This window comes from Sphingobium amiense, assembly GCF_003967075.1.
GTDB classification, from domain to species: Bacteria; Pseudomonadota; Alphaproteobacteria; order Sphingomonadales; family Sphingomonadaceae; genus Sphingobium; species Sphingobium amiense.
Genome location: NZ_AP018664.1, coordinates 3,543,254 through 3,555,000 on the forward strand (window position 1 = coordinate 3,543,254; position 11,747 = coordinate 3,555,000).

Genomic DNA, 11,747 nt, shown 5'->3' on the forward strand with positions numbered 1-11,747 from the left:
TTCCTCCCCAACCTCGTCCCGGCTGTAAAAGGCCGGGACATTTATTCGTGCCGGAGTTCCAATTGATGGTTGGCCGACTGATCCGCGTCCTCGCCCTGTTCATCCTCGCCGGTGTCGTGGGGCAGCAGGCGCTGGCATCGCCGTCGGTCTATACCACCGCCCCGCCCGATCCCCGCGCGGTAACGGTCCGGGGCGCAGGCGACGGGCGCGCGGACGACAGCACGGCGATCCAGCAGGCGCTGGACAAGGCGGCGGAGCGCGGCGGGGGCGGCATCGTCTTCCTTCCGCAGGGCACCTACCGCATCACCCGCACCCTTTTTCTGTGGCCGGGCGTCCGCATTTTCGGCGTCGGCGCGCAGCGTCCCGTGATCCTGCTGGGCAGAAGCACGCCCGGCTTCCAGAAGGGCGTCGCGCACATGCTGATGTTCACCGGCAGCGCGCGTCAGACCGACAAGGACAGTCCGCCCGCGGCTTTCCCGCCAGCGGGCAGCGTGCCCTTCAACAAAGCCATTGCCGATGCCAATCCGGGCACCTTCTATTCGGCGCTCGGCAACATCGACTTCCGCATACTGGACGGCAATCCCGCCGCCACCGCCATCCGGTTCCATTCCGCGCAGCACAGTTTCGTCAGCCATGTCGATTTCGATCTCGGGACGGCGCTGGCGGGCCTCTATCATGTCGCTAACGAAGCGGAAGACCTGCATTTCAGAGGGGGTCGCTATGGCATTCTCGCCGAAAAGCCATCTCCGGCCTGGGGTTTTGCGCTGGTCGATTCTACCTTCGAGGGGCAGCGCGACGCGGCGATCCGCGAGCATGAAGCGGGTCTCACTATGGTGAACGTCGCCTTCCGCAACGTCCCGGTGGGTATCGAGATCGACCGCGGCTATGGCGACTGGCTCTGGGGGCAGGATCTGCGCTTCGAAAATGTGTCGAAGGCGGGCGTCATCATCTCCAACGAGAAGAATGTCTACACGCAGGTGGGCTTTCAGAATGTCGTCGCGGTCAACATGCCCGTCTTCGCCCGCTTCCGTGACAGCGGCAAAGCGGTCGCGGGCAAGGGCGCAAGCTACCGAGTTTCCGCGTTCACCCATGGCCTGACCCTGCCGGGCCTGGGCCGCATGGGCGAGTATCGCACCGATTATCAGGCAGCGGCGATCTCCTCATTGCCTGCGCCATCCGCCCCTGCCATCCGCCCGCTCCCGCCCGTATCCGACTGGGTCAGCGTGAAGGCGCTCGGCGCGAAGGGCGATGACAGCACGGACGACACCACCATCCTCCAGAAGGCGATCGACACGCACCGCGTCGTCTATCTGCCCGCCGGTTTCTATCGCGTCAGCGACACGCTGCGTCTGCGCGCCGATACGGTGCTGCTGGGACTGCACCCCAGCCTGACGCAGATCGTGCTGCCTGATGGCGCGCCCGCCTGGCAAGGGGTGGGCGCGCCCAAGGCGCTCGTCGAAAGCGCAAAGGGCGGGGACGCCATTGTCGCAGGCATCGGTCTCGACACCAACGGCACCAATCCGCGCGCCACGGCACTGCTGTGGAAGGCGGGCGCGGCCTCAATGGTGAACGATGTGAAGTTTCAGGGCGGGCACGGCACCGACCGGTTCGACGGCACGCGCATCGTCCCCTATAATAATAACGCCACGGGTGACCCGGACGCCGCGCGCCGCTGGGCCGGGCAATATGCGAGCCTCTGGGTCACGGATGGGGGCGGCGGCACATTCGCCAATGTCTGGAGCCCCAGCACGTTCGGCCACCCCGGCATTTATGTGTCGGACACGGAGACGCCGGGCCGGATCATTCAGGCATCGGTCGAGCATCATGTCCGTTCCGAATATGCACTCAACCGCGTTGCGAATTGGGAATTGCTCGCCCCCCAGACAGAGGGCGAGGCAGGCGAGAGCGGCGATGCCGTCGCTCTGGAAATCCGCAACTCGCGCAATATCCTCGTCGCGAATTTCCACGGCTATCGCGTCACGCGAACGCGCAAGGCCGCACCGGCTGCCGTGACGCTCTACAATTCGCACGACATTCGCTTCCGCAACGTCCATGTGAACGGCGAAAGCGGGCTTGGCACCTGCGATGAAAATGGCTGCGCGACTTTCCTGCGGCTCACCAAATTCCCGTTCGAAAATGCGGTCCGCGACGTGACCCACGGCATCGACGTGCGCGAACGTGAGTTTGCCGTGCTCGACATCCCGGCAAAGCCCGATCCTGTCAGCCCCTCGACCTTCCAAGGCAGCAAAGTCGAGCAACTGGCGGACGGTTTTCATTCGGCCGGGGGCGGCGCTGTCGATGCGCAGGGCAGGCTCTATTTCATCGACCGCTTCTTCCAGCGCATCTGGCGCTGGTCGGATGACGGGCGGCTGGAGATGGTCCGCGATGCCATGCTCGATCCCGTCAATCTTGCCGTCGATGGTTCGGGCGACCTGCTTGTTCTATCGTCTTATGGACGCAACGGCACGGTCTACAGCGTGAAGCCTGACTCGCCCGACAGCCAGATTGCGGTCATTCCCGCGACCCCGGCGAAGAACGCGACGCTGGCGCTGCCGGTCAACTGGTGGATCAACGGCGAGTTCAGGGACCAGATCGACCCCAAGACCTATGAGTTTCCCACGCTCGCCGACATGTTCGTGCGTGACATGGCCAAACCGAAGCTTCACGAATATGTGTCGCCCGACGGCAGTCTGGCGCTCCCCGCCTATCGCACCTTCGCGCAGGGTCCGGCGGATCACCGCGGCCTGCGCTTCTCGGACGCGCTCGACACATACGGCTTCGTGCAGGCCAAGGTTGGGGAGCGGGTCTACATCACCAACGGTTCGGAAAACCGCACCTACAGCGGCGCGGTGGGACAGGGCGGCGCGATCAGCGATCTGCGCCTGTTCGCCGAACGGGGTGGCGAGAGCGTCGCCAGCGACCCACAGGGGAGGGTCTATGTCGCGAACGGGCAGATCTTCGTCTACGCCCGCGATGGAAAGCCGCTCGGTCGGATCGACGTGCCCGAACGGCCGCTTCAGCTACTTTTCGGCGGCAAGGACGGGCGCACGCTTTATGCCCTGTCGCACCATGGCCTCTATGCGGTCAGGCCGTGAAGTTGCACTGGTCCGGGATCGCCCCGGCGCCGCTGACTGGCCGGGCGTCAGGCGACCGCATCCTGCGGCGCCATCGCGGCTGCTTCGCGTAGCGCCGCAAGATCGGGGATGCGCAGCCATCTGGATTGCAGTTCGACAAGGCCCGCATTCCGCATCGTCTGAAGCGTGCGGTTGACGTGGACCGGCGTCAGGCCGGTCAGGTCCGCAATATCCATCTGCGTCAGTGGCAACGCGCATTGCTGGCCATAGGCAAGCCCCGCGCGCCGCATCCGCTCGAACAGTTCGAGCAGCAGGTGCGCCAGCCGCTCGGGCGCACTGCGCCGCCCCAGAGTGACCAGCCAGCCCGCCTGTCGTTCCGAACCGTCCACGAGGTTTTTCCAGAATCCCTGCTGCGCATCCCCTGATCCGCCGGAGGGCACGCGACAGGCGCTTCGATAGGCACGAACGTTGGTGAGCGCGACGACAGGCTGCGTTGGCCCTCGGCCCAGCGCCCATTGCGGTTCGCAATAGTCGCCGGGGAGATACAGCGCGGTGATCTGCCGCCGCCCGTCCGGCAGCAGCCTGTATCGGCATGCCCAGCCTTCCAGCATCTGATAAAGGCCGGCGGGCGGCTCATTTTCCCTTGCCAGATATTCGTGCGGCCTGAAAAAGACGAGATCCTCGTCCGGTGCGATTTGGCTTAACATGGACGTTCCCGGTTAAGCCCCCCGCAATCCATGATAGCGATATGAAGTTCTTATGGATTCACATGGGTTGAGTTCCGCCAGATTCTTTTTCGCTTCAGCCGTTCGGCGGACCAGCCCGTCCCTGCGGCCGTAACGATGCGTTACATCGTCGGGTCCGCCGCGCTGGCGGCCGCATCCCCCGGCGCCATCATCCGCAGGCGCAACGACTGGACAATCGCCGCCGCACGCCTATATACCGACCGGTATGAAAAGCGCAGCAGACACGGTGGCGAGAGGACGTCCTCGGGAATTCGATCCCGACGAGGCGCTGTCGGCCGCGCTCACGGTCTTCTGGGAAAAGGGCTATGAGGGCGCATCGCTCACCGAACTGACGCAGGCTATGGGCATCACCAAGCCCAGCCTTTACGCGTGCTTCGGCAACAAGGAAGCCCTGTTTCAAAAGGCTCTCGACCTCTACGAGCGCGACAAGCTCTGCTACATGCGTTCGGCCTTGCAGGAGCCGACGGTGCGGGGCGTCGCGGAACGCCTGTTGCGCGGAACGCTCGACATCCAGACCGGCGGCGACGACCCGCGCGCCTGCCTCGGCGTCATCAGCATGGTCGCCTGTACTACGCAAGCGGACTCGATCAAGGCCGATGTTTTGGCGCGCCGTGCCTCATCCGACCGCGCGCTGATCGAACGGCTGGAGAGAGCGGCGCAAGAAGGCGAACTGCCGCCCGGAGTCGAGCCGGCAGCGCTCGCCAGCTACCTCTCGGCGGTGATGCAGGGCATGGGTGTTCAGGCCAGTGCCGGAACGACCCGCGCGCAACTCGAGCAGATCGTCGAGACCACTCTCGCGATATGGCCCACCAAGTAGCGGCTTCGCCTTTCCGCCTGCGGAAATAAAAATCTACTGAGCGGTACAGAAAGTGGTTGACCAAGGCTGGTCCGCGATTATATACCGATGAGTATGAAATGAAATGGAAGCAGCGCCGGAAAGGGGGCTTCATGCTTTTGGCATGGATCGCAACATCCTGAACCGGGCGGTTCTGGAACCGCCACCGTCATTATCGCAGTCTTGCTTCGCGGGTCGGACATGATCGCCTGCGCCTGATGAAAGGCGCGGAACCGAGGCGCTGCGCGAGAAAAAGGGAACTGAGCCGATGGCTTATATCGACTTTGCCCAGCCGCTGCCGGCGGCGGGGGATGGAGCCTTGTTGTCTGTCATCCGGGAGCGTTTTCGCGAAACAGTCCAGGGCTTTTCCGCGGCCGAATGGCAGATTGTGCGCCTTGCGCAGACCGATGGCCGTGCGTCGTTGCGGGAGCCGGGGCGCTGGTCCCGCCTCAAAACCCTGATTTTCGGACCGCAGCCGCATTTCCGACTGGCCGACGGCAAGCTGGAAGCCCTGCGCAGGCTGGCGGTGGAGGCGTGGCACGAGGGTTTCGCTGTCCGGCCTTCCGCCATCGACGCATTTCTGAAGGCCGGTTTCAGCGAGGGACAGCTTGAAACCCTGCTGTCTGCGGTGACCGCAGCCCGCCACGCCACCATGGGAAAATATGCATGAACATGATTACGCGCATCGAGGGTGACGCCGTCGCCCTCTCCGAGCCGAAGTCGCGCTCGTCGCGGCGGCGCCTCCGCCCCCTGTTGTGGGGAGCGGTCGCTGTGCTGGCGGCCAGCGGAGCCATGTGGAAATATGCCGGTCAGCCAGAGGCGCAGGCATCCGCTGTCCCGCTGGCGACGGTGGGCATATCGACTCCGCTGGCGCGCGCAGTGACGCAGTGGGATGAGTATGTCGGCCGCTTCGCGCCCAGCCAGACGGTGGACATCAGGCCGCGCATATCCGGTGCGGTTACGGCTGTTCATTTTCACGACGGCGATTTTGTCCGGCAGGGGCAGTTGCTTTTTACCATCGACCAGCGTCCCTTCCGCGCGGCGCTGGCCGAAGCGAGGGCCAACAGTGCCTCCGCCCGCAGCGCCCTGCTGCTGGCGCAGAACGACTATGCGCGCGTCCAGCGGCTGAACGGCGATGAGGCCGTTTCAGCAAGCGAAGTGGATGCGCTGCGGTCTCGCTTTCAGGCCGCGCAGGCCGCTCTCGCGGCGGCGCAGGCGCGCGAACGGCAGCGTGCGCTAGATCTGGAATTCACGCAGGTTCGCGCGCCCATATCCGGCCGTGTGTCGGACCGTCGCATCGACATCGGCAACCTCGTTTCGGGCGGCGATGGCAGCAATGCGACCCTGCTGACGACGGTGAACAGGCTCGATCCGATCTATTTCACCTTCGATGCATCCGAAGCGCTGTATCTCAAATCCCGCCGCGATCGGCATAATGACGGCACCGTGGAAGTGCGGCTACAGGATGAAGCGGATTATCGGTGGAAGGGGCGGCTGGACTTTACGGACAATGGCCTCGATACCCGGTCGGGCACCATTCGCGCGCGCGCTGTGTTTTCCAATCCGCAGAATTTCCTGACGCCGGGACTGTTCGGCAACATGCGTCTTGCCAACGGTGGCAAGGTGAATGCGCTGCTTGTGCCCGATGAAGCGATCCAGTCCGATCAGGCGCGCAAGACGGTGCTGGTGGTTCAGGCGGACAACAGCGTTCGGGTAAAGCCGGTCGAGCTGGGGCCGATCGTGGACGGTCTTCGCATTGTGCGCGGCGGTCTCGATCCTGCTGACCGGGTAATCGTCTCCAATATTCAGGCAGCGATGCCCGGCGCCAAGGTTGCTGTGAAGCGCGCCGCCATCCGGCCCACCCCCGCGCGGATCAGCCCTGTGGACAGAATCGAACCGGCTGCGGCTCAGGCCACCTTCTCACCTTAAAGCGACGGCCCACCCCGCTTCTCGCCCATCTTGCGCCCGCGATCCGGCTTTGCCGGATCGCACGGCTTCCCTGTCGCGCATTCGCAAAGGACGATCCGATGCGCTTTTCCCGTTTCTTCATCGACCGGCCGATCTTTGCGGCGGTCATCGCCGTCGTGATTACCGTTGTGGGCGCGCTCGCCTTCATGGGCCTGCCGGTTTCCCAATATCCCGACATTGTCCCGCCTACGGTTACGGTCACGGCGCAATATCCCGGCGCGTCTGCTGAAACGGTGGCCTCCACGGTTGCCGCGCCCATCGAGCAGGAGATCAACGGCGTCGACGACATGCTCTATCAGAGCAGCCAGTCGACGGGCGACGGCAAGGTGACGATCACCGTCACCTTCAAGATCGGCACGGACCTCGACGCGGCGCAGGTGCTGGTGCAAAATCGTGTCGCGGTCGCCATCCCCCGCCTGCCGGAAGAAGTGCAGCGCCTTGGCGTGGTGACGCGCAAGACGACGCCCGAATTCCTGATGGTCGTCAATCTCCAGTCGCCGGACGGGAAGTTCGACCGCAATTATCTTTCCAACTACGCGCTGACGCAGGTGCGCGACCGGCTGGCGCGGCTGGACGGCGTGGGCGACGTGCAACTGTTCGGGTCGCGCGACTATGCGATGCGCATCGGGATCGACCCGGATCGCGCCGCAGCGCTCGACCTGACGGCGGGCGAGATCGTGCAGGCGCTCCGCGCGCAGAATGTTCAGGTGTCCGCAGGCTCCATCGGCCAGCCGCCCTATGACCGGGGCGAAGCCTTCCAGCTCGGTGTCGAGATGCAGGGGCGGCTGACCGAACCGCAGCAGTTCGCCAATATTGTGATCCGCTCCGATGCGGACGGACATCAGGTGCGGGTTGCGGACGTCGCGCGGGTGGAACTGGGCGCGCAGGATTATGGCATCAACACCTATCTGTCGAACAAGCCGACCGTCGTCATCGCTGTGATGCAGCGCCCCGGCTCCAACGCGCTCGACGCGGCGGAGAAGGTCAGGGCGGAGATGGACAGCCTGTCGCGGCGTTTCCCCAGCGGGCTTGAATATAGCGTCATCTACAACCCCACCGAGTTCATCAGCCAGTCGATCGACGCGGTGTATCGGACGCTGATCGAAGCTGTCCTGCTCGTTGTCCTCGTCATCCTCGTCTTCCTTCAGAACTGGCGCGCCGCGATCATTCCGATCATCGCCATTCCCGTGTCGTTGATCGGCACGGCGACGATATTGGCCGGATTGGGCTATTCGCTGAATAATCTGTCGCTCTTCGGCCTCGTGCTTGCGATCGGCATCGTCGTCGATGACGCGATCGTCGTGGTGGAAAATGTCGAGCGCAATATCGGGCGCGGCATGACCCCATTGGAAGCGGCGCGCACATCCATGGATGAGGTGTCGACGGCGTTGGTCGCGATCGTGCTGGTGCTGTGCGCCGTGTTCGTCCCGACGCTCTTCATCACCGGTATTTCCGGTGCATTCTATCAGCAGTTCGCCGTCACCATTTCGACCGCGACGATCATTTCCCTGATCCTGTCGCTGACGCTGTCGCCAGCGGCAACTGCCCTGTTGCTCAAGGCCAGACACGGTCCGCGCGACCGCAGCGGCGACCCGCTGTGGCGGCAAAAGCTTGGCCTGGCCGTCGATGTCTTTAATCGCGGCTTCGACCGGATGAGCGTGGGCTATGGCCGGCTGACGCGCTTCCTCGTGGCGCGGCCTAAGAAAATGCTGCTCACCTATGGCGGCCTGATCGCCGCGACGGTCGCGCTGTTCTGGGTCACACCCGGAGGGTTCATCCCGGCGCAGGATCAGGGCTATTTCCTGGCGGTTGTCCAGTTGCCTTCAGGCGCGAGCCTTGAGCGCACGGACAAGGTGACGCGGGAGGTGGCGGAGAAGATCCTGCCGATCAAGGGTCTGCGCGGCGCGGTGATGTTCGCCGGTTTCCATGGCCCTTCGCAGACTCAGGCGCCCAACAGCGCCGCCATCTACTTCCCGTTCGACAGCTTTGCCGAAAGGAAGAAGGAAGGCGTCACCTATGCGGGCATCATGGAGCAGGCGAACAAGGCGGTCGCGGGCTACGACAAGGCGCGCATCCTGCTGGTCCCGCCGCCGCTCATCCAGGGCATCGGTTCCGCTGGCGGCTACCGTCTGATGCTGGAGGATCGCGAAGATCGCGGCTATGCCGAACTCAACCGGCAGGCGCAGGATCTGATCGCAAAGGCGAACCAGTCACCCAGCCTGTCGATGGTCTATACGCTCTTCGATGTCGGCACGCCGCGCATCTACGCTGATGTGGACCGTCGTAAGGCCGACCTGCTGGGCGTCCCACCCGAACGCATTTTTGAAGCGATGCAGGTCTATCTCGGCTCGTCCTTCGTCAACGACTTCAACCTGCTCGGCCGGACCTATCGCGTGACGGCGCAGGCCGATGCCGACCACCGCGGGACCGTAGCCGACATCGCCAATCTCAAGACGCGGTCCAATAGCGGGCAGATGGTACCGATCGGCTCCGTCTCGACCTTCCGGGACAAAACCGGTCCCTACCGGGTCGTGCGCTATAATCTGTTGCCTGCTGTCGAGATCGATGGCGACACGGGAGCGGGATATTCGTCCGGCCAGTCGCTGACGACAATGGAGAAGCTCGCGCAGGCGTTGCCCTCCGGATACGGCAGCGAATGGACGGGCGTCGCCTATCAGCAGAAGATCGCGGGCAATACCGCCGGACTGGTCTTCGGCATGGCGGTGTTCTTCGTGTTTCTGGTGCTGGCCGCGCAATATGAAAGCCTGACGCTGCCGCTTTCGATCATCCTGATTGTGCCCATGTGCCTGTTCGCGGCGATGCTGGGCGTCAATTTGCGCGGCATGGACAATAATATCCTGACGCAGATCGGCCTCGTCGTGCTGATCGCACTTGCCGCGAAGAACGCGATTCTGGTGGTCGAATTCGCCAAGCAGGCGGAGGAAGAACAGGGTCTCTCGCCCGTCGAGGCTGCGGTGCAGGCGGCACAGACCCGGCTCCGGCCGATCCTGATGACCAGTTTCGCGTTCATCCTCGGCGCGGTGCCGCTGGTGATCGCGAGCGGGGCGGGTGCTGAACTTCGTCAGGCGCTGGGCACCGCGGTCTTCTTCGGCATGACCGGCGTGACCGCGTTCGGCCTGCTCTTCACGCCCACCTTCTACGTCGTGTGCCGCACGCTGGGCGACCGCTTCGTCCGCCGCCGTGCTGGCCCGGATAACGCGGCGCTTCAGCCCGCTGAATGAGGTTCCCATCATGTTACGTTCTTTCCTGATGCCCCTGTTGGCAGCCGCAGCGCTGACCGCATGCACGGCCGGGCCGGATTACCAGCCTCCCTCGACGCCAGCCGCCGCCGCGGGCGCGTTTCTGGGGTCCGACAATGCCGCCGTTTCCACCGCTGCCGCGCAGGACAGGTGGTGGAGCCTCTATGATGATCCGCTGCTCGACGGACTGGTGAACGATGCCCTTGTCGCCAACACAGACATCCGCGTGGCGGTGGCGCGGATCGAGCGCGCCCGCGCGTCGTTGCGCGGGGCACGATCCGAACAGTTGCCGCAGACCGGCCTTTCCGCGTCGGAAAGCTATAATCGCACCGCCCAGGCTCGGTCTGTCCCCGGCGCGGATCGCGAGAACTGGGTGTTCGACGCTGCGCTCGACCTGTCTTATGAGGTCGACCTGTTCGGGCGAGTCAGGCGCGGGGTCGAAGCCGCTCGTGGCGATCTCGCCGCGCAGCAGGCGGATGCCGATGCGGTTCGCGTTGCCGTCATCGCCGACACGGTGCGCGCCTATCTGGACGTGACCGCCACGGCGGAGCGGCTTGCGGTCGCCGAGCGCACGGTGAACCTGCTGGACCAGTCCGTGCGCATCACGGCCGCCCGGTTCGATGCAGGTCGGTCGGATCGCCTCGACATCGTGCGCGTCACCTCCCTGCGCGAACAGCAGCGCGCGATCCTGCCGTCCCTGCGCGCGAACAGGGACGCCGCGCTGTTCCGACTGGCCACGCTGACCGGTCGCACGCCTCAGGAAATCCCCGATGCCGTTCGATCCGCTGTCCACACACCGCAACTTTCGCAGCCAATCCCGATCGGCGATGGGCAGGCTCTGCTCGCCCGCCGACCGGACGTGCGCGCCGCCGAACGCCGCCTGTCGGCGGACACCGCGCGTGTCGGCGTTGCCACCGCAGACCTCTATCCCCGCATCACCCTTGGCGGCTCGATTGGCACGACGGCCTTGGGCGGCGGCAATCTGTTCGGCGGCGGGCCGCTGAACTGGCTGCTGGGTCCGCTCATAAGCTGGGCTTTTCCCAATCAGGAGGCGATCCGGGCGCGCATCGGCACCGCGCGGGCCGATAGCGCAGCGTCACTCGCCGCTTTTGACGGCACGGTACTGCACGCTCTGGAAGAAACCGAGACCGCGCTTTCGGCCTATGCGAACGCCATCGACCGCGTTCGAACGCTCGATGAGGCGCGGAGCGAGGCGGAACGCGCGACGCGAATCAGTCTGGCCCGGCAGCGGGAAGGCCGGATCGACTTCCTGACAGTGCTCGACGCGCAACGGACGCTGGCGGGCGTGGAGGCGGACAGGGCGGAAGCGGTGCGCGCCCTCTCCTTTGCGCAGGTGGGGCTGTTCCGCGCCCTGGGTGGAGGCTGGGGACGCGCATCGGCCGTCAGCCTGTCATCGACCACTGGACATTAGCATTTACCCGTCCATGTTCAGTTTCCGGCAAGCCTGACTGGCGCATCCCGCCCGGGGAAAGAGGAAAGGGTCCGGCATGGCAACGAAGATGGTCGACGTGGATCGGCGCACCCTGTTGACGGCGGCAGCGCTTCTGCCGCTTGCGGCGTGCGCTACACCTGTCGGGCGGTATACCGTTGAGGACGCGGTTCGCCATCTGCTTCAATTATCCACCGAACGGGCATTTGCCCGGCTGACCGAGCCGGGGGGGTTCTACGACGACCAACTCACCCGGATCGTCCCGCCCGATCCGTCGGGCAGCAGGGGCGGCGCCGTCCTGGCCTCGATCCTGCGGACTCGCGCGGTTCGGGACAGGCTGGCGCTGGCACTGAACGATGTCGCGGTTGATGTTGCGGACAGCGCCACGCCGCTGGTCATGGACGCCATCCGCAG

At 64.8% G+C, this 11,747-nt stretch carries 8 protein-coding genes (1 of these 8 cut by a window edge); 7 read left to right on the top strand and 1 reads right to left on the bottom strand.

Annotated elements, in window-relative coordinates:
• The first annotated feature begins 65 nt into the window (after nt 1-65).
• Nucleotides 66-3,095, top strand: a complete 3,030-nt coding sequence (locus tag SAMIE_RS17165) for a glycosyl hydrolase family 28-related protein (protein WP_066702051.1) — start codon at nt 66-68, stop codon at nt 3,093-3,095.
• Nucleotides 3,096-3,142: 47 nt separating this feature from the next.
• On the opposite strand, the gene SAMIE_RS17170 is transcribed toward SAMIE_RS17165, so the two are convergent.
• Nucleotides 3,143-3,781 carry a Crp/Fnr family transcriptional regulator gene (locus SAMIE_RS17170; RefSeq protein ID WP_066702049.1) on the bottom strand — a complete coding sequence of 213 codons (639 nt, stop codon included), beginning with the start codon at nt 3,779-3,781 and terminating at the stop codon, nt 3,143-3,145.
• Between the two features lie 244 nt (nt 3,782-4,025).
• On the opposite strand from SAMIE_RS17170, the gene SAMIE_RS17175 reads away from it, so the two are divergent.
• The 6 genes from SAMIE_RS17175 to SAMIE_RS17200 form a co-directional block, all read left to right on the top strand.
• A complete protein-coding gene (locus tag SAMIE_RS17175) occupies nt 4,026-4,637 on the top strand; it encodes a TetR/AcrR family transcriptional regulator (protein ID WP_066702047.1) in 612 nt (203 codons plus the stop codon).
• A gap of 286 nt (nt 4,638-4,923) precedes the next feature.
• The gene (locus tag SAMIE_RS17180; protein WP_066702045.1) at nt 4,924-5,325 is read left to right on the top strand and encodes a hypothetical protein; all 402 of its coding nucleotides are present in this window, start codon (nt 4,924-4,926) and stop codon (nt 5,323-5,325) included.
• The gene (locus SAMIE_RS17185; protein ID WP_066702043.1) at nt 5,322-6,584 is read left to right on the top strand and encodes an efflux RND transporter periplasmic adaptor subunit; all 1,263 of its coding nucleotides are present in this window, start codon (nt 5,322-5,324) and stop codon (nt 6,582-6,584) included. Before SAMIE_RS17180 ends, SAMIE_RS17185 begins: the two co-directional genes overlap by 4 nt.
• Nucleotides 6,585-6,682: 98 nt before the next feature.
• Entirely contained in the window at nt 6,683-9,865 is a 3,183-nt protein-coding gene (locus tag SAMIE_RS17190) for an efflux RND transporter permease subunit (protein ID WP_066702041.1), read from the top strand.
• Nucleotides 9,866-9,875: 10 nt separating this feature from the next.
• The gene (locus SAMIE_RS17195; protein WP_066702039.1) at nt 9,876-11,315 is read left to right on the top strand and encodes an efflux transporter outer membrane subunit; all 1,440 of its coding nucleotides are present in this window, start codon (nt 9,876-9,878) and stop codon (nt 11,313-11,315) included.
• 76 nt (nt 11,316-11,391) lie between these two features.
• Nucleotides 11,392-11,747 carry the 5' portion of a DUF4197 domain-containing protein gene (locus SAMIE_RS17200; RefSeq protein ID WP_066702035.1) on the top strand. Its footprint extends 322 nt past the window's final position, so the window shows 356 of its 678 coding nt (coding positions 1-356); the start codon lies at nt 11,392-11,394; the stop codon falls past the right edge of the window.

Excerpts from the sequence above, each read along its gene's own strand:
- SAMIE_RS17175 (WP_066702047.1), top strand. The coding sequence starts at position 4,026 with ATGAAAAGCGCAGCAGACACGGTGGCGAGAGGACGTCCTCGGGAATTC.
- SAMIE_RS17195 (WP_066702039.1), top strand. The coding sequence starts at position 9,876 with ATGTTACGTTCTTTCCTGATGCCCCTGTTGGCAGCCGCAGCGCTGACC.
- SAMIE_RS17180 (WP_066702045.1), top strand. The coding sequence starts at position 4,924 with ATGGCTTATATCGACTTTGCCCAGCCGCTGCCGGCGGCGGGGGATGGA.
- SAMIE_RS17165 (WP_066702051.1), top strand. The coding sequence starts at position 66 with ATGGTTGGCCGACTGATCCGCGTCCTCGCCCTGTTCATCCTCGCCGGT.
- SAMIE_RS17185 (WP_066702043.1), top strand. The coding sequence starts at position 5,322 with ATGAACATGATTACGCGCATCGAGGGTGACGCCGTCGCCCTCTCCGAG.
- SAMIE_RS17170 (WP_066702049.1), bottom strand. The coding sequence starts at position 3,781 with ATGTTAAGCCAAATCGCACCGGACGAGGATCTCGTCTTTTTCAGGCCG.
- SAMIE_RS17190 (WP_066702041.1), top strand. The coding sequence starts at position 6,683 with ATGCGCTTTTCCCGTTTCTTCATCGACCGGCCGATCTTTGCGGCGGTC.